We start from the raw sequence: 18,091 nt of genomic DNA, 5'->3' as shown, positions 1-18,091 counted from the left end.
GGACTGACACCGAATGCGAGGGTTTGTCTACACGCTGGAACGTGCGTATTTACCGCACGTTCTACACTTGATTAACAGAATGATGTTCGACAACGACGCCTTCTACTGGCACCGTCAGCACGTCTACTTCACAATGCGGGAAGTTTTGGGCAAGCTGCTCTTTCAGTGCGTCTCCCTTCCCTTTTTCAACGATGGTAAGGATCGTCGGCCCGGCACCGCTTAATGCAGTTCCATACGCTCCTTTTAGTGAAGCGACATGCTCCACCTTCGACAGCTCTGGGACAAGCATGGTGCGATAAGGCTGATGAAACAAATCTTTATTCATCATTTCCCCTACAAGTGGCCAGTTCTGCGTCATTAAGGCGGCGACAAGCACGTTACTCACAGCACTCGCACTGACGGCATGCTTATAGGAAAGATCCTCTGGCAGGACATCACGCGCATCCTTTGTCAACACTTCATAAAAAGGAATAACGACGACTACATCTATATCCACATGCTGCACTTTGACGGCATGTGTCTTCTCTTCTTCATGAAGGCCGATGAGTAAGCCACCAAATAGCGAAGCACCAGCATTATCTGGATGACCTTCTACTTCACTTGCAAAAAAGAGCTTCTGATCATCTGACATATTCAATTCAAGCAGCTGATTGGCAAGCTCAATGGCGGCCACGATAGCGGCAGCACTGCTGCCTAGCCCCCTAGCCAATGGAATATCACTCCACACTTTGACATGAACAGGCGGGAGTGTTTTTCCAAAGTCATCTGCGACCTTTTTGGCTGTTTGATAAATGAGGTTGTCGGTGCCTGATGGAATACCAGACACGACATCTGTTTCTGCTTCAAACAGCCAGCTATCATGGTCATAGACCGATAGCTTTAAATAGCGGCTGAGCGCCATTCCGACTGAATCAAAGCCTGGTCCTAAGTTGGCAGTGCTTCCCGGTACTGTGATTGAAAAAAGCATGGAGGCTTCACTCATACGCGTGCGGCCTTTTCTAAATGTTCGAGAATTAGATCTTCATCTGCATCGAGTGTGACCGGTTTGATGTGTGAAATATCAATGGCCGTATTCGGATCTTTCAGCCCGTTGCCTGTTAATACAGCGACGACTTTACTGCCTGGCTTGATTTCTCCAGATTTCACCTGCTTGAGTACGCCCGCAATGGATGCACATGAGCCTGGCTCTGCAAACACCCCTTCTTCACGTGCAATCAATTGATACGCATGAAGAATTTCCTCGTCTGTCACTTCATCAATTTTTCCATTTGATTCATCGGCAGCTGCAACAGCTTGCTTCCAGCTCGCTGGATTTCCGATACGAATGGCTGTTGCTACTGTTTCTGGTTGCTCAATTACTTCATTTCGAACGATCGCTGCTGCACCTTCTGCTTCAAAACCGCGCATAACAGGCAGACCAGTTCCTTTTTGCTGATGATATTCCTTGAAGCCTTTCCAGTAGGCTGTGATATTCCCTGCATTTCCAACAGGAATCGCCAATACATCTGGCGCAGAGCCTAGCTGCTCACAGATTTCAAATGCCGCTGTCTTTTGTCCTTCAATTCGGTAAGGATTGACGGAGTTTACGAGTGCAATCGGCGCTTTTTCACAGATGCTGCGAACAATTTTAAGCGCATCATCAAAGTTGCCGTCAATGGCAATGATCTCTGCTCCGTACATCACAGCCTGTGCGAGCTTACCGAAGGCAATTTTCCCATCTGGAATGATGACAATACATTTCATATCAGCGCGAGCTGCATAAGCCGCAGCCGCTGCTGAAGTATTTCCTGTCGAAGCACACATGATCGTATCATTGCCTTCTTCTTTTGCCTTTGCGACGGCCATGACCATTCCTCGATCTTTAAAAGAGCCCGTTGGATTGACACCCTCTGTTTTCACATACAGCTCAATTCCCAGCTTTTCAGAAAGCTTGGCGAGGTGGATCAGCGGTGTATTCCCCTCATTTAATGTTAGTTTGGGTGTATGTTCGTTTACTGGTAAGAATTCTTGGAATTCTTCAATGAGTCCATTCCACTTCATCAGCTTAAACCGTTCCCTTCTACTCGGTACGTGCTCTTCACTTGAACCACCACGTCGAGATCGTTTAATTTTTGCAGGATATTAGAGAAATCTTCTTCTGAAGTCTGATGTGTAATAATCACAATTTCAGCCAGCTCATCTTGACCTTTCACAGGAAGCTGAAGGATTTTTTCAAAGCTGATGCCTCTTTCAGAAAAAATAGATGTAATCCGGGAGAATGCCCCGACTTGATCTCTGACATGAATTCTTAAGAATTGCTGAGCAAAGACTTCCGATGATGATTTGATTTTCTTCTCAAATTGCGCTGCGATAAATCGGCTTCCATTCACGCCAAGACGCATGTTTTTCATCACTGCGACTAAGTCAGAAACCACAGCTGTTGCCGTTGGCAGACTTCCTGCTCCAGGTCCGTAAAACATCGTTTCTCCCACAGCACTTCCGTAGACATACACAGCATTGAATTCATTGTTGACGGATGATAGCGGATGATGATCAGGGAGTAAGGTTGGCTGTACACTGACCTCCACTTTCTCTCCGTCTCTTTGGGCAATACCGATCAGCTTCATTGTATAGCCAAATCGTTTGCTAAAATTAATGTCCTCATCAGAGATGTCAGAGATGCCTTTGACCTTCACATCTTCTAAATCAACATTCATCGAAAAGCCGAGTCTTGCAAGAATGGCCATTTTTCTTGCCGCATCCAGTCCTTCTACATCAGCTGTTGGATCTGCTTCTGCAAAGCCGAGATCTTGCGCTTCTTTTAATACATCTTCATATGCACTTTTATTGACATTCATTTTCGTTAAAATAAAATTCGTTGTGCCGTTCACGATGCCCATCATCTTTGTGATTCGGTCAGAGGCTAATCCTTCCTCCAGTGTACGCAGAATCGGAATCCCTCCAGCGACACTTGCTTCATAATAAAGATCACAGCCATTTTCTTTCGCAACATGTAAAAGCTCCGTTCCATAAAGCGCCATTAAATCTTTATTGGCTGTAATGACATGTTTCTTCTCGTTTAACGCATCTATTAAATATTGTTTTGTATCTTCAATGCCGCCCATCACTTCAATAATGACGTCGACCTCTGGATCTTTAATCACATCGTACACTTCAGTTGTGAAGACTTCTCTTGCTACATCCACATCTCTTTTTTTATCGGGATTGCTCACAAGCACTTTTTGTATTAATACCGGACAGCCGATTTGGTGCATTAATTTATCCTGATGATCTTGGATAATCTTAACGACACCGCTCCCCACTGTTCCTAATCCTAGTAGTCCAACTCGAATTGCCTTCACCTGAAATTCCACCTTTCTCCGTAAATGTCCTCTCTAAAAAGACATTTGTTAACCTAACACAGACATTCAATGTACACACATTATAAAGGGGTATCCTCATTTTGACAAGGTAATAAAATATAAGAATGTAAGAATGAAACCGCTTAACAGCTATTAATATCAAGATTCTATATTTTCAAAATATTTTTGTAAGAAAAGCTCCCGAAAGTCGGGAAGCCTTACATTATGGATGAACCGGCGTTTTGGCCTGCTGACCTTGTAAGACAAGCGCAATATTTTCAGCACATAAACGCATCATCGTTTTTCTCGTTTCAACACTTGCACTTCCGATATGAGGGAGAACCGTCACGTTAGGTAATGTCGTTAACGGATGAGCCGGGCTGACAGGCTCTTGTCTAAATACATCGAGGCCTGCTCCTGCAATTTTCCCTGTAGTAACAGCCTCATATAAAGCATCCTCATCTACAGTCTGTCCTCTTGATACGTTAATAAAATAAGCAGAGTTTTTCATCAGATCAAATGCTTTTTCATTAAACATATCTTTCGTTTCCGGAGTTAAAGGGGTTAGACAGACGATGAAATCAGACTGCGTGAGCAGTTCATCAAAGGTGGCATAGGTCACACCTAGTTGAGCCTCTGCCTTCGGCTTTCTTGAACGGTTATGGTAAAGCACCTTCATATCAAAGCCCGCTGCCCGCTTGGCAAGCGCTGTTCCAATGCTGCCCATTCCGACAATCCCAAGGGTTTTGTGATGAACATCGGCACCGGCAAGAAGAAGCGGTCCCCAGCCTGTCCATTTTCCTTCTTTAATCCAGTCACTCGCCTCAACAATCCGTCTAGCTGATGCCATCAGCAGGGCGAAGGCTAGATCAGCTGTGGATTCTGTTAATACGTCTGGTGTATTACACACTGTGATACCATGCTTTTTAGCTGCCCCAAGATCAATATTGTCATAACCAACAGCAAGGTTCGCGACCACTTTTACATTCGGGGCATTTGATAAAAGTGCCTCGTCCACTTGATCTGACAGCATTGTGAGAAGCCCATCAGCCTTAGCAGATTGTTTTTCTAACTCTTCTCGTGGACATGGCTCATCTTCGCTCGGCCACATCTCAATATGAGCGACTTCTTTTAATGGTGTAAGTGATGCTTCATCTAGCTTTCTTGTGATATAGACATATGGTTTCGTCAAGAAGAACACTCCTTTGGTTCATTTCTTTAAGCATAACGAAAAACGCCTCTAGAGAAAAGAGACGTTTCGTTTGTTCACTGAAACTTCAAATCAGCGGATTGATGAATCCATGCAACGGGGGGAATGAGATTCCCTCCGCTACGCATGGCACTCATTTCTTGAAAAACCTTGAGAAAATATTCATAGCGGTTGGCATCATTTAAGACGTAATCTAACCGCTCTTCATAATATGATTTTTCATTTTCTCCCGACATGTAGTAGCCTTCTACAATTTCAAAGTAATGAAGCGGGAACAAAAGGCGGCTGTATAACAATCGCTTTGAAAAGGATGAAAGGGGTGTAACCTGCTCATATTGCTGCAGAAAGGAAAATCCTTCTTCAATTAAATCTTCCTTATGCTGGACAAAGGTTTCTCTTAAATATTCGGCAATATCCCGGGTTGGATGATCAAAGACCCAATCAACAGGTAAACGAAGCGGCTGCTCATGCGGCCATGTCATACGTGAAAAACGCTGATGACAGACAGTGCCTGAGTCACATTCTTTCGGTTCATCATCCAGCTCTGTATCAACTAAATATTGAATGGCATTTTCCGTTAACCCAAGATAATACGGAAAGGATTCAATGAATTTTTTTTCAAACCGTTCAAGCGGTTTTTGATGCATTTGCTGCATCCAAAAGCCTTCCAGTTGATCTAACCGTTTTGCCCATAATTCCTTCCAGGCCCCCACCCGTTTTGTTTCAGATACCTCATACGGAAATCCTCTTCCCCTTACATGAAAAGCCGCCAGCTCTGACGCAGGCTGAAACGATCGGCTTGTGATCGGCGGTGCTGCCTTTAATAAAGTGTACAGCTCCTTCCCATGAGTAAAGGTCGGTTTCTCTTCATTCGTTAATTCAAATACAGCGACGTATGGGTCACCGTTATTCAGTAAATACTGACTGATATGATAAAGCTCTGTGAGTTCTTCTTCTCGCAAATGAGAGACTGGAACAATGAGGAAGAGAGCCTTCGCCGTTTGAAAGCTCTGATAGCTCCCATATGGCATAAATTGACGAACATCAATACCAAATGTGTGATAAATGGTTTCTTTCATGTTTTCACCTGCGTTCATATGATCAGTCTCTTATCATATCGTAGTCGCAGGTTGAGGGATTTATGAATACTATTTACTATCCGAAACTTTTCACAACGTTGTGGACAAATTACGAGGATTGGGTGAGGAATACATGCCGCATCATCATGAGATGAACGAAGTAGAAAAAACAGCAAGACGCCGTTTACAAGAGCGAGGCGTAACCATTCAAGATATAGCAGACCTTGTCTACTTTTTACAGGAAAAGTATCATCCTGGCTTAGACATGACAGAGTGCATCCACAATGTGGAGCGTGTCATCGCAAAACGTGAAGTCCAAAATGCTATTTTAACAGGTGTTGAACTAGATGTTCTAGCGGAGCAAAAGAAGCTGACCGAGCCGCTGCAATCAATTCTTGAAACAGACGAAAGCTTGTATGGCGTCGATGAAATTTTGTCCTTCGCCATCGTCAATATTTATGGATCGATCGGCTTTACAAATTACGGATATATCGATAAAGAAAAACCAGGAATTCTCGGAAAACTCAACGATAAATCCACAGGCGAGTGTCACACCTTTTTAGATGACATTGTCGGTGCCATTGCTGCAGCAGCATCAAGCAGATTGGCACATAGTGCGAGAAATGCGGAATAAACCAAAAAAAGAGGACGCGCGTCTAACGCTTGTCCCCTTTTTTGATTATGATAATCGCTCGATCCACTCGGATAAAGAATCTATGACATAGGTTGGCTGCTTGTCATACTGCTGAAGCAGCTCTTTTGTGGTCACGCCTGTATGAACGAGCAATGTATCCATTCCTGCATTCATCCCTGCCATAATATCGGTATCATAGTTATCACCGACCATGAGCGTCTCAGATACATCTGTCCCGAGCACCCGCATGGCTTGTTCCATGATGATCGATTCTGGCTTTCCAATAAACGTTGGCTGCACCGTTGTAGTGACTGTCAGGACAGATGTTAACGAGCCGTTCCCTGGCAACAGCCCTCTTTCCGTTGGAATGGCGATATCGCCATTTGTCGAAACGAATTGTGCTCCTTGACGGATGGCAATTGCACCTACTGCTAATTTTTCATATGTAATGCCTCGATCAATTCCAACAACAACGAAATCAGCATCTTCCTGACCAAACGTCAGCCCTTTTTCTTCAATGGCCTGCTTGATCCCTTCTTCGCCGATGACGTAAACAGACGCATCTTTCTTTTGTTCCGCAATATAGTTTGCCGTCGCCATACTTGTTGTAAAGACTTGTTCTTCCGTTGCTGGAATATTGAAAGAAACAAGTTTTTCCGCTACCTGCTTCGGGGTGCGTGAAGAGTTATTCGTGACAAACAAATAAGGGATGTTCAACTCATTTAACTTGTGAACAAATTGTCCAGCCTCTTCAATCTTTTCTGTTCCTTTATACATCGTCCCGTCTAAATCAATTAAATAGCCTTTGTATTTCATGATGCTCACAACTCCAATGGTTTATTTAAATGCTGATACTGGTCCAAGCTCCTGTTCCAAATAGGTGCGGATTCTGTTCGGAAATACTTGAAGCGCCTGTTCTACCTCGCTGATTACCTGCAATAAGTCGTGATGATCCACTTCCTGATATTGCTGAACAAGCGTTTTGCGGCACGAGACAAGCTTTTTCAGCTGGCTGCCTTCCTCTTTTGGTACGACCTTTTCGTCGACAAGAATATCCATGATGTCATCATAGCTTCCTGGATCACGCATAATAAAGCCATCAATCATGTCATTCCCCGTATCAAGAATACATTCGACGAGCAGGTGAACGATTCGTTCCAGCGCTTTTTTCTCTAGAGGACTTGTCCATGTTTGATGACTGCGCATCAAATCATATTGCTCTTCGAAAAAACGTAATGTCTCTTCAATCTTCTTTCTGTCTACGAAATACATCATGACGCTCCCCTTTGCGTTATTTTCTAATTCGTTTTAAGACAAAATAGGCACAGCCAAAGTTACAGTATTCATAAATGTATTCATCGAGTGTGCTGATTTTTGTATCAAATGTGGCCTTTTGGTTTTGGTCATCAAAGAACCCTTTCAGCCTAAGCTGATTGTAGCCCCAATCACCCACAATATAATCATACTTATTTAAAATATCTGAGTACCTTGCTTTAAACGCTTCCTCATCAAAGCCGTCTTTGATATCTCTCACAAGATCAAAGGTAGCATTCTGAATAACGATCATCTTCTCACCTCTTTTTAAACGATCCATCTTTAATGATAATTCATTGGAAGAACTCCATCAATTGCTAAAGCATGTTTTTTCCGTTTTAGTCGAAGCTAAAGAAAAAAGGAGGTCACATTTATGATGAAACAACTGACAGCCACTATTCTCCTCTGCATGCTTTTAGGCGGGTGCGGCTTTCAATCAGGTATGAACAAGCAGATGGATGAAGATTCTTCAAGTAAAACCATCCGGTTGTCTGATCGCCATGAAGGAAATAATTCTAACATGCCAGAAGCAGACACAAATAGAGCAGGATATGTTCGTTATCAGCGGCAGCAAGTAACGGATCAGAAAGAAAAAACACCTGCTTTAAATCGCGAGCACCTTGCCCACGTCATTACAAGTTTAGCTGTACAGCTGCCAAACATCAAAGATGCAGCGACACTTGTCACAGATGAGGATGCACTCATTGTGTATCGTACAGGAAACAAAAACAGAGATGAATCTGCCGATCAAGTGAAGAAAACGGCGGTTTCCGTTCTCCCTCGTTATTATCATGTATACGTCTCTGATAACCCAGAGCACTTTCAATCCATTGCCAATTTTTCACGTCTTCAAACCAATTCACGTGATTTTGATCAAATTTTAACAAAAACGATTCAACAAATGAAATATTCCCCTCAAGGTGGGGATATTTCAAATCAAGAAGATGCAAATGGCATGACGAATTCCGACCGCACCATGAGAAGAAACGCCCCTTACGGCCAAAATTAATACGAGAAAAAACGCCAGAGAGCTCTGGCGTTTTCTTTGTTATGCTTGCGCCTGACGCTTTTTAGACGCTTCGTTTACTTGTTCGTCTGCATGGTAGGAAGAGCGGACAAGCGGCCCAGCTTCACAATGGCTAAAGCCTTTTGACATTGCAATTTCCTTCAGCTCTGCAAACTCATCTGGATGGTAGTATTTTTGAACTTTCAAATGCTTTTTCGAAGGCTGTAAATACTGACCAATCGCCATGATGTCGACGTTATTAGCAAGAAGATCATCCATGACTTCAATGATTTCTTCCTTTGTTTCACCGAGTCCAATCATAATGCTTGATTTCGTTGGAATGTCAGGCTGCATTTCTTTTGCACGACGCAAGAATTCTAATGAACGATCATATGTAGCACGTGCACGAACCCTTGGTGTTAACCTGCGTACTGTTTCAATATTGTGATTTAAAATGTCAGGACGTGTATCCATCAACGTTTTCAAGTTATCATAATTGCCACCCATATCTGAAGGGAGAACTTCAATTGTGGTGAATGGACTTTTTCTTCTAATGGCACGCACTGTTTCAGCAAATACGCCTGCTCCGCCATCTTTTTGGTCATCCCTTGCAACCGCTGTTATAACGGCGTGCTTTAAATTCATCAAAGCCACTGAATCTGCAACGCGTTCTGGCTCTTGCAGGTCAAGCTCAGTTGGAAGTCCAGTTTTCACCGCACAGAAACGGCATGCGCGCGTACAAACAGAACCAAGGATCATAAATGTAGCGGTTCTTCTCACTGCCCAGCATTCATGAATATTCGGACATTTCGCTTCCTCACAAACAGTATTCAGGTTGTTTTCCCGCATCATTTTTTTCAAACCGGTATAGTTTTCATTCGTATTCAACTTAATTTTAAGCCAGTCCGGTTTTCTTACGTGCTCTTCCTTCTTTGCCAATTCCATCATCTCCATATGAATTCGTTAAAGGTGCATATACAAAAATCTTCCTGCTATATACGATGGATGCAGCCAGCAGCTACAAAAAATTGAATCTTCGGCCTAAAGCCTTTTCTTTAGACACTTTAACATAGTACAGATTGAACAACAAGAGAATGAGCTGCAAAAATACCCAAAAGCCTCCTAAAAAATCAGAAGAAAATTACTAACATTTTCTTCTTATGAAATATAGCGATCTAACCACACTAAACGGTAGAAGATGATGCTCGAAGAAAGGAGATGGACGTTTGTGAAAGTGGTTTTAGCCATCATCATCGCTCTTTCAATGATACCTTTACCTGTTCATGCACAAGGGGCGAGCAAGCAGCCAGATGAGTTGAAGCAGCGAATGGCACTATACGAAAAAGTCGCCATCACGACACAGGTCCCATGGTATGTACTTGCTGCTGTTGATCAGTATGAACACAATATTCGAAAAAGCAGAAGAGATTTACCGAAACAAAAAGGCGTCATTGGCATCTACATTCCCCGGGAAATGTGGATTGGACCAGAAAACCCGAATAAGCAGGATACCTCTCCCTTAAGCATTAAAGTGTTCGACGGCATTGGGCTTGATGGCAACGGGGATGGAAAAGCTGAAATCGATAACGATGAAGATGTACTGTTTACGTTTGCTCAATACTTGCTTCACTATGGCAGCAGCATCGACCAATTAAAAATTGCCTTATGGGACTATTATGGACGTGATCAAACCGTTGGAATCATTTCATCCTTTATGAAGCTATATAAGCATTACGGCCATCTTGACCTCGGAAAGCATGCATTTCCTCTTCCAGTCGGAGCTGATTACAGCTACCGGAGTACATGGGGAGATGCAAGAGGTTTTGGAGGCAGAAGAATCCATGAGGGCACTGATTTATTTGCTCATTATGGTCTTCCTGTTCGTGCGACATCATATGGCGTTATTGAAATGAAAGGCTGGAACCGCTTTGGCGGCTGGCGGATTGGCATACGAGATATTCATAATCATTATCATTATTTCGCTCATTTAAATGGCTTTGCAAAAGGACTGAAGACAGGCCTAATTGTGGAACCTGGACAGGTCATTGGGTCTGTCGGAAGCTCCGGTTACGGCCCTCCCGGCACAGCAGGAAAGTTTCCTCCACACCTTCACTATGGCATGTATAAGGACAACGGACGAACCGAATGGTCATTTGATCCATATCCTCATCTGCGCGCGTGGGAAAGAGCTGAGCGGAAACGATAATCATAAAAAAACAGCCCAATGACTTCTTGGGCTGTTACTCTTCTTTCTTCTTTTTCTCTGGCAGAACAATCGATGGAGCACCGGAATTTGTCCCGCTGCCATTATAATAATCTGGGACATCTCCTTGAACGGCTTGGATGGAGACAGGCACGGAATTTTTGACGACGATCGTTTCAGATGCAAACGGAATGATGACTCTCACCTTCACCTCAATCAGAACACTAATATCAATCAAGGCATTGTTAATGCCATAAGGCTTGATGTTTTTTTCAACATCCGTATGCGGGTCACCAATGACACTAAATCGTACAGGCACTTTTGGTCCTAGGTTTGCGATCAGTGCATTTCCAGACGCTTGCCCAAGTGGAATATTGTATATAATGCCGTCATGGCCATCTGTTTGATCTTTTAATGCCTCTTTCGCTTCCTTTTGAAAATTCCCCTTTTCAATGTCCTCTAAATTTTTTTGAAGGTGACGTGATAGGTCAGCCATTGCTTTCGATGTTGCTTGCGCATTGAAATCGATCGTCGTCACTTTTCCGTTCTCGCTTGTATTCATCACCACCATATCCTTCATATTCTCCTGATCGTCTGCAAAATCTTGAACAGAATATTGAATCAGATGATTGGCGATTCGCTCTGTTTCTAGTTCAGCAATGTGAATCAGAGTTGGTTTAATAGAACGGTTAATGAAGAATAGACTAATGACCGTTGAGAGCACAAAAAATAATATGGCAAGTAGCATGACGTAACGAAACGGCAAAGGGCCCTTTTTGTAGGGGCGATAACGGCGGTTCATTCTCAATAAAAAATCCCCCCTTCTCCATTACAAGTGTATGCAGACAGGCGGGGGGATAGGAATCATCTCTCCATTTTATTTCACCATTTTTAATAATGCGTCTCTGCCGATTGTTCCAGCTGGAATGCCTAGCGCTTCTGCGGCGTATGTCACAGATTCTAAAGGTGCATCAAGCAATTGCTCGATGGTTCTCACACCGACCGCTCTTCCTGCGATGATTCCTCTATCTGCAAGCTTTTCATTTAAGAGCCCGACATCAAGTGCACCGCACATAATATAACCATGCTCGTTTGTCACTGCCATAAAATTGGTCTTCGGCAGTTTGACGGTGACGGCTGTAAAGGAATGGCCATCAATTGTAATCGGTGTTAAATTCACCAAATCCCTTCACTCCCTTCATCACAATCTATGTGAAGGGAGGGCGAGTGTTGTTAGGCTGAAGCGGATTTCATCTTGCTTCCTTCAAGCGCCAGCTCAGCACATCACGTAAAAATTCCGGCATGAAATATTCAATATGTTCATGGTCACGTATATGAGGAAACAGGGAGCCGAGTGTATACATATCTACTGTGCCAATCGTATATGAATCATCCTCTTTGATTAATTGACCATGGACAAAGACTTCTTTCACCCGTCTGGCTTCGCCTTCTTCTAATGTATAGGTGAGTCCGCTGTATAGCATTTTCCCCATCAACTCACCTCTAAAGCCGAAGCCTTTGATGCGCAGCTGTTCCATTTTTTCTTCACATGCCCGTCGAACGGTTTCTAGCAGCTGTTTACCGGTAAGCGTCACCCGAATTGGATTAATTGGATGCGGACATATTCGGTGGATCTCTTCTCTTGTCACAACACCAGCCTCTAATGAATCAAGCAACATGCCTGCATTCATCATGCCGATATCTGCCCCGCACCATTCTTTAATGGCATCTGTTAACAGCTGAGGAAGCGGAGATTCATCGAACCACTTTGTTTCAAGCTTCGTCTCGATCGATGTCACTTTTTCCTGCATGAGTGATTTTGCTCTTCTTTCAGCTTGCTGTAAGGTTGTGATGGCTTCATCCGATTCACTAATGAGCTGATCCACTGATTGCACTGTCGCTTTTTTCTCTATAAGCTCGTTGCGCGTTGTGTCAATGGTCAGCTCTACACAGCCAATGTAATGCCCATACTTTTCAGCACATGCAAGAAGTACACCATTGTCCATCTCACCATGTTCTAACAGGTGATGCGTGTGTGAGCCTAGGATGATGTCGATTTCGGGAAAATCATGAGCTACCTCCCGATCATGGATGATACCAAGATGGGAAAGGAGCACAATCACATCAGCCTGTCCTTGTACTTCTTGCAGCATGTCCCGTATGCTGTCAAACGGGTCTGTAATGTCCCAGCCAAGCTTTTCATATACAGGTGTATAAGCAATCGTTACCCCTAAGAGGCATATCTTCAGGCCATTTTTCATTGTGATCATATGATAAGGCTTTGCCCACGATGGTCTTTTCCCTTTCTCAAATAAATTAGACAGAATCACTGGAAATTGAGCCTCTTTGTATAATTGATCCAGTTGATCATGAGGCAGCGTAATGCCTTCATTATTCCCAATTGTGACCCCATCATAGCTAAGCTGATTGAGGAGCTTGACGTTTACCTTTCCATAATCAGCTTCTGACACTAGGTTCACTCGGTCCATATGGTCGCCAATATCAAACAAAAGCATCTGATCGTGAACTTGACGCTTTTCTTCAATATAAGCTGCGATTTTTGGCCAGTTCTCAAAGTGGCTGTGCAAGTCGTTTGTATGATATAACCATAGCTTCTGCAGCATGTTGATCTCTCCCTCAAGTTGTCACTGAACCGTTTCATTCAGCTTGAAAGCCGCAGCTCTCATTTAACTAAATAAATCTAACTGCTTCGGAGATAAGCTTGAATAGGTAATATCCAGCAAATCAATCATTTGCTGGCCATTCGCCGCTGCATCTCCGCCGGAGTTATTATTAAACACGACATATACATCTTTCGATTGCTGATGCAGGATGTCGAGATTCTTTTTCCATTCCTTTAATTCAACTTCATTATATAAATATAAGTAACGTACTTCTCGCCAGTTCTCATGGTCTGCCGGGTGAAGCCAGCCCTGTTTATTTCTTCCGTGAAAACGGACTAATGTTTTATCACGGTGTGTGGCATGTATGACTGGCGGAATGGATCCTTCTCCGACTTGTGGTTCATCACAGACGGAATGAATCCACCCTTCATTCTCCATAAAGGACAAGGTTTGCTTATAAAATTCGTTTGAAAACCATGTCCGGTTTCGGAATTCGAGGGCACACGGAATGTCACCCATCTTTTCCTTACACCATCTTAAATATTGGACATGCTCTTTTTTGCAATCAAACCATGGTGGAAATTGAAACAGGACCATGGCCAGCTTCCCTTCTCGAATGAGCGGAGTCATTGAGAGGATAAAAGCGTCAAACATTTCTTCCTTCGAAGCAAAAGGAATCTCGCCTCTTTGATGTCCGGTCATTCCTTGGTATGCTTTCACGACAAATTGAAAGGTGTCCGGTGTATCCTTTATCCATTTTTCATGATTGCGCTCAGGCTGAACAGCATAAAAGCTTGCATCCAGTTCCACAATAGGGAACGTTGACGCGTAGTGAAACAGCTTTTGAGCGCTTCCTATTTTTGGCGGGTAAAGACTGTCATGATCCCCCCAGCCAGTTAATCCGATATAAATCATGTATCTCACCTCTTGCCACTTACGGGTATAGGCGGCTTTCTCACATCAAAGCCTTTGTCTCTTGGGATACCCATATTTCTGAAAGAAATTCTTCTGTCTACAACATATCACATTTGCCCGTAATTCTGAATGAAGATGACTGATGGCATGCGATTGTGTCCAGCCCACCCTGTTTGCTTGTGATATTAGTTGACAACTTTCTATGTAAAATGATTTTAGCTGATAACATAATGCATATCAGAGATGTTGACAGCGTTTGTCCATTTTTTTATTCATCTTCACCAACAGCTTTGGCTCTCAATAAAGGAGATTGAGTGGATATGAACATGGCCGATAATCATGTTGAAGCATTTAAAAAAATGACCCAAAGTATTCACAAACCTGCCTATTTGCTGAATCGTCATGGACGCATTCTCTACACCACACACACAATGATGACAAGTCCAGAGTTGATCCAAGTCCTTCACTTTTTTCAGAGCACGACAAGCCATTATTTTTCTATGGTACATGCTAAGCAAACCTTTTCCGTCTTTCCCATTTATATCACCGAACAAACATGTGATTATTTAGTGATTCCTTCCTTCATTCCACCACAGGAAAAAGAACTGCATGTGATGATTGAACAAGCAGTAAATGAATTGTCTATTGCACGAATGAAGCAACACGCCATCGAACAAACGGCCAAGCGAGCCCGAAATGAAGGGTTTCGCAGATGGATAGAAGGTTCGATGTCTTCCGAGCAAGACGTTGTCCGCCTTGCACAGTCGTTTGGATTAAGCACAGGAAGCACCTATTTATGTATGGTCTGTCAGTTTGATCAGAGTAGTGATTCCACGTGTGTCATTGAGCAGCAAATCGTTTTAGATCAAGTGGTTGATTTGCTTGAAAGCGCACTTCCAAGCTGTCCATTTCCCGCCTTTCTGTTTGTCAAAGGTGATATGGGTATTCTATTGATGGAAGAGACAGGCAGCTGGTCTGAGGTAAGCGGCATGCTCATCTCTTTTTTAAAACAATTGCAGCTGCTCGTGAAAAAATATGTGAATGGTACCATTTCCTTTGGTGTGAGCCTGACGGGACATCTCATCACTCATCTGCATGAGGGCTATAGGGAGGCATTGGATGCTTTTCAAGCAGGCCAGCTCTCATCGCAGACTGAATATATTCAGTTCTATCAGGCAAAGGACGTGCCAGATTTATTGAAGCTGATTCCAAGAAAGGATTTAGTCACGTTCCACCAACTGCACCTTCACCCATTATATGAACCATCACTAGTCGACCAAAGTATTCTCCACACCTTATCTGTATATTTAGAAACACATTGCCACATTTCAGAAACAGCCAAGCGTTTATATGTTCATCGCAACACTGTGATTTATCGACTGGAAAAGTGCGAGGAATTGCTTCGAATCAACCTAAAAGACCCTGACGCAACATTGCGGCTTCGCTTAGCTTTACGCATTCAAATGTATCTCTCCTCCCATTCTTATTGAATCTTTTTTTCCGGAGCTTCATATAGTTTGGAGGAGAAAAAGTGAGACACGAGGAGTGGTGACAAATGGATGAGGAGCTTCGTCACATCCCGCAGCCGATTCGAGAAGATGGCGCCGGTGCAACCGATTTAGGACCGCGAGACGTCCTTCGAGATATGGAGAATCCAGATATGCTGGTTCCTCCTAAAACCGATGCCGGGACGATCCCTAACTTAAAATTTTCATATTCAGATACGCATATGCACTTGAATCATGGCGGCTGGTCGAGGGAAATCACGGAGCGAGAGCTGCCTGTTTCAACAACTGTTGCTGGTGTAAACATGCGGCTTACACGCGGAGGCGTTCGTGAGCTTCATTGGCATAAGCAGGCGGAATGGGCGTATATGATTTTAGGCAAAGCCCGGATCACATCTGTGGATGCAGAAGGACGAAATATGATCGCTGATGTAGAAGAAGGAGATTTGTGGTATTTTCCGCCTGGCATTCCGCACTCCATTCAAGGTCTTGAGGGTGGCTGTGAGTTTCTTCTAGTTTTTGATGATGGCACTTTTTCTGAATTTGATACGTTCACCATCACAGACTGGTTTGCCCATACACCGAAAGACATTCTTTCCGCCAATTTTGGCGTTTCAGAGAAACAGTTCGACCACATTCCGAATAAGCAGCGCTATATGTTTCAAGGCTCTCCGCCGGCATCATTGGAAAGTCAGAAAGTACCTGATCCATATGGCAGTATAGAACCGCCCTTTACGTACCGGCTTCTTCGTCAAAAGCCAATCACGACGTCTGGCGGAACAGTACGAATCGTCGATTCACGCAATTTCCCGGTTTCTAAAACCATTGCGGCTGCGCTTGTTGAAGTGAAACCTGGAGGCATGAGAGAAATGCACTGGCACCCTAATAATGACGAGTGGCAATACTATTTAACCGGTACAGCCAAAATGACGGTCTTTGGAGCGGGCGGGACTGCTCGCACCTTTAATTACAGAGCAGGTGATGTCGGCTATGTTCCTTTTGGTATGGGGCACTACATACAAAATATCGGCCAAACGAGCCTTTGGTTTCTAGAAATTTTTAAAAGTGATCGGTTCGCAGATATCTCTTTGAATCAGTGGCTGGCCTTAACCCCTCCTCAACTAGTGAAAGAGCATTTACATGTAGATGATGCTTTGATTCGTGCGCTTCATAAGGAAAAATCCCCTGTCGTTAAATATGAGAGATGATGCTAGCTTGTTTTAAAAAAACCGATCGTTTTTATATGATCGGTTCAGGGTGTAGACAAACCCTCGCATTCGGTGTCAGTCCTGCGTGTCGGTGCTCACGAATCTCAAATTCGCTCCGGTACTCGTCCTTCCTAGACTGCAAAGGTTTTCTATCACGCTGAAAAAAAGCAGACAAAGGGCTAAAATAATGATCATTTTAGCCCTTTGTCAACAATCTGCGTTTTCTATCATTGTTTTAGGACGTTAAAGTTATCGGTACCAAGCTTTTGCTAAATTGTTTTTAAAGTTACTGTCTTTGAACGGTACGTTTGCACTTCCAAAGTTTGTTGTATTCAATGCGTGTCTTGCAGCAGGCGTCAAATCATCCCAGCCAATTAAAGGCTGCATTCCTTTTCCGCTCACATTGCCGCTTACGTTTAACTCGTGATTCAATGGCCAGTTGCTATCATAGCCTACCAATGGATTTGTCCCTAAAATACTTGCCGCACTTGGTGCTACTTTTTTATACTGCCCATGACCAGAATAGGCAATGGAATATACACGCGGGTTGGCAACAGCTGGGTTATCAATCCAAACAACAATGGATTCCCAATCATGACGATGACCAAAGCCTGGAGAAGGATTATCTTTTGGGAAATACCAAGCATACATCATCGCCCAGTTGCCATTGTACCAATCTGAACGTGAATATACTTGACCAATATTGCTGCTGCAGCCTCCATTATGTGAACCGCTTATGTTTAATCCTCTGCTTGTGTTTCCAGCAGCATCTACAGCTGGAAATGGCACACACCCATGCCATACTTTCAGATAAGGCTGAAACTTTTTCGCAGCTTTTTGGGTAACCGTTGTTGGGCTGACTTCCCTAAAACCAACCACTTTGTCATGATCAATCTCTGCCGCATGAACTGCTGGTGGCACCGCTGCACTAAATAGGGTGCCGACAAATAAGATCATGGCAAAAATAAACTTCTTCATTCTCTCAATCCCCTTTTGTCTTGATTTTTCAGTTGCCTCATGCTGTCGAGATTGATGTTACCATTGCAGAAAAT

At 43.5% G+C, this 18,091-nt stretch carries 19 protein-coding genes; 5 read left to right on the top strand and 14 right to left on the bottom strand.

All coding sequences use genetic code 11. From position 1 onward, the window contains the following. Positions 1 to 61: 61 nt before the first annotated feature. From thrB to yutH, 5 genes are all read right to left on the bottom strand, one after another. Positions 62 to 982, bottom strand: a complete 921-nt coding sequence (gene thrB, locus BA70_RS01165) for a homoserine kinase (RefSeq protein ID WP_034317064.1) — start codon at positions 980 to 982, stop codon at positions 62 to 64. Continuing rightward, the gene (gene thrC, locus BA70_RS01160) at positions 979 to 2,040 is read right to left on the bottom strand and encodes a threonine synthase (protein ID WP_034317061.1); all 1,062 of its coding nucleotides are present in this window, start codon (positions 2,038 to 2,040) and stop codon (positions 979 to 981) included. The genes thrB and thrC overlap by 4 nt, the downstream gene beginning before the upstream one ends. After that, positions 2,040 to 3,341 carry a homoserine dehydrogenase gene (locus tag BA70_RS01155; protein ID WP_034317058.1) on the bottom strand — a complete coding sequence of 434 codons (1,302 nt, stop codon included), beginning with the start codon at positions 3,339 to 3,341 and terminating at the stop codon, positions 2,040 to 2,042. Before BA70_RS01155 ends, thrC begins: the two co-directional genes overlap by 1 nt. A gap of 223 nt (positions 3,342 to 3,564) precedes the next feature. Further along, positions 3,565 to 4,533: a 2-hydroxyacid dehydrogenase gene (locus BA70_RS01150; protein WP_034317055.1), complete on the bottom strand. Its 969-nt coding sequence runs from the start codon at positions 4,531 to 4,533 to the stop codon at positions 3,565 to 3,567. 74 nt (positions 4,534 to 4,607) lie between these two features. Beyond that, positions 4,608 to 5,648 carry a spore coat putative kinase YutH gene (gene yutH / locus BA70_RS01145; protein WP_034317052.1) on the bottom strand — a complete coding sequence of 347 codons (1,041 nt, stop codon included), beginning with the start codon at positions 5,646 to 5,648 and terminating at the stop codon, positions 4,608 to 4,610. Between the two features lie 115 nt (positions 5,649 to 5,763). Between yutH and BA70_RS01140 the strand changes: the two genes are divergently transcribed. Next, positions 5,764 to 6,264 carry a phosphatidylglycerophosphatase A family protein gene (locus BA70_RS01140; protein ID WP_025094161.1) on the top strand — a complete coding sequence of 167 codons (501 nt, stop codon included), beginning with the start codon at positions 5,764 to 5,766 and terminating at the stop codon, positions 6,262 to 6,264. A 45-nt stretch (positions 6,265 to 6,309) separates the two neighbouring features. Here the strand turns inward: BA70_RS01140 and BA70_RS01135 are convergent, their stop codons facing one another. Genes BA70_RS01135 through BA70_RS01125 form a run of 3 tightly spaced genes read right to left on the bottom strand, consistent with a single transcriptional unit; the run spans position 6,310 to position 7,831 of the window. Next, on the bottom strand, positions 6,310 to 7,083 hold the full coding sequence (locus BA70_RS01135; protein WP_105927420.1) for a TIGR01457 family HAD-type hydrolase: 774 nt from the start codon (positions 7,081 to 7,083) through the stop codon (positions 6,310 to 6,312). Positions 7,084 to 7,101: 18 nt separating this feature from the next. Further along, positions 7,102 to 7,536: a DUF86 domain-containing protein gene (locus BA70_RS01130; protein ID WP_034317046.1), complete on the bottom strand. Its 435-nt coding sequence runs from the start codon at positions 7,534 to 7,536 to the stop codon at positions 7,102 to 7,104. 19 nt (positions 7,537 to 7,555) lie between these two features. Next, positions 7,556 to 7,831 carry a YutD family protein gene (locus tag BA70_RS01125; RefSeq protein ID WP_003213192.1) on the bottom strand — a complete coding sequence of 92 codons (276 nt, stop codon included), beginning with the start codon at positions 7,829 to 7,831 and terminating at the stop codon, positions 7,556 to 7,558. A gap of 120 nt (positions 7,832 to 7,951) precedes the next feature. Between BA70_RS01125 and BA70_RS01120 the strand changes: the two genes are divergently transcribed. Continuing rightward, positions 7,952 to 8,587, top strand: coding sequence for a YhcN/YlaJ family sporulation lipoprotein (locus BA70_RS01120; RefSeq protein ID WP_034317043.1), 636 nt, complete (start codon positions 7,952 to 7,954; stop codon positions 8,585 to 8,587). Positions 8,588 to 8,626: 39 nt separating this feature from the next. Here the strand turns inward: BA70_RS01120 and lipA are convergent, their stop codons facing one another. Next, the gene (lipA, locus tag BA70_RS01115; protein WP_034317455.1) at positions 8,627 to 9,523 is read right to left on the bottom strand and encodes a lipoyl synthase; all 897 of its coding nucleotides are present in this window, start codon (positions 9,521 to 9,523) and stop codon (positions 8,627 to 8,629) included. 325 nt (positions 9,524 to 9,848) lie between these two features. Here lipA and BA70_RS01110 point away from each other — a divergent pair, with 325 nt between their 5' ends. Next, positions 9,849 to 10,790, top strand: coding sequence for a M23 family metallopeptidase (locus BA70_RS01110; protein WP_239646609.1), 942 nt, complete (start codon positions 9,849 to 9,851; stop codon positions 10,788 to 10,790). 34 nt (positions 10,791 to 10,824) lie between these two features. Here BA70_RS01110 and yunB read toward each other — a convergent pair whose 3' ends face one another. The 4 genes from yunB to BA70_RS01090 all read right to left on the bottom strand — a co-directional run bounded on the left by yunB (position 10,825) and on the right by BA70_RS01090 (position 14,326). Further along, positions 10,825 to 11,595 (bottom strand): sporulation protein YunB, encoded by a 771-nt coding sequence (gene yunB, locus BA70_RS01105; protein ID WP_078061617.1) that lies wholly within the window; start codon positions 11,593 to 11,595, stop codon positions 10,825 to 10,827. Between the two features lie 69 nt (positions 11,596 to 11,664). Then, complete coding sequence (locus BA70_RS01100) at positions 11,665 to 11,970, bottom strand: YunC family protein (protein ID WP_034317038.1); 306 nt, start codon at positions 11,968 to 11,970, stop codon at positions 11,665 to 11,667. A gap of 67 nt (positions 11,971 to 12,037) precedes the next feature. Further along, positions 12,038 to 13,411, bottom strand: a complete 1,374-nt coding sequence (locus BA70_RS01095) for a bifunctional metallophosphatase/5'-nucleotidase (protein ID WP_034317035.1) — start codon at positions 13,409 to 13,411, stop codon at positions 12,038 to 12,040. Between the two features lie 63 nt (positions 13,412 to 13,474). After that, the gene (locus BA70_RS01090) at positions 13,475 to 14,326 is read right to left on the bottom strand and encodes a DUF72 domain-containing protein (RefSeq protein ID WP_034317033.1); all 852 of its coding nucleotides are present in this window, start codon (positions 14,324 to 14,326) and stop codon (positions 13,475 to 13,477) included. Positions 14,327 to 14,646: 320 nt separating this feature from the next. On the opposite strand from BA70_RS01090, the gene BA70_RS01085 reads away from it, so the two are divergent. Together BA70_RS01085 and BA70_RS01080 are read left to right on the top strand one after the other, a co-directional pair. Further along, on the top strand, positions 14,647 to 15,816 hold the full coding sequence (locus BA70_RS01085) for a PucR family transcriptional regulator (RefSeq protein ID WP_034317031.1): 1,170 nt from the start codon (positions 14,647 to 14,649) through the stop codon (positions 15,814 to 15,816). Between the two features lie 65 nt (positions 15,817 to 15,881). Then, a complete protein-coding gene (locus BA70_RS01080) occupies positions 15,882 to 17,039 on the top strand; it encodes an oxalate decarboxylase family bicupin (protein ID WP_034317029.1) in 1,158 nt (385 codons plus the stop codon). A 249-nt stretch (positions 17,040 to 17,288) separates the two neighbouring features. Here BA70_RS01080 and BA70_RS01075 read toward each other — a convergent pair whose 3' ends face one another. After that, positions 17,289 to 18,017, bottom strand: a complete 729-nt coding sequence (locus BA70_RS01075; protein WP_034317026.1) for an NPP1 family protein — start codon at positions 18,015 to 18,017, stop codon at positions 17,289 to 17,291. Positions 18,018 to 18,091: the final 74 nt, after the last annotated feature.

The sequence above is a fragment of the Bacillus zhangzhouensis genome (assembly GCF_000715205.1).
GTDB lineage: Bacteria > Bacillota > Bacilli > Bacillales > Bacillaceae > Bacillus > Bacillus zhangzhouensis.
The sequence above is the reverse complement of the archived record's forward strand: the minus strand, read 5'-3'. Positions and strand labels throughout refer to the sequence as shown.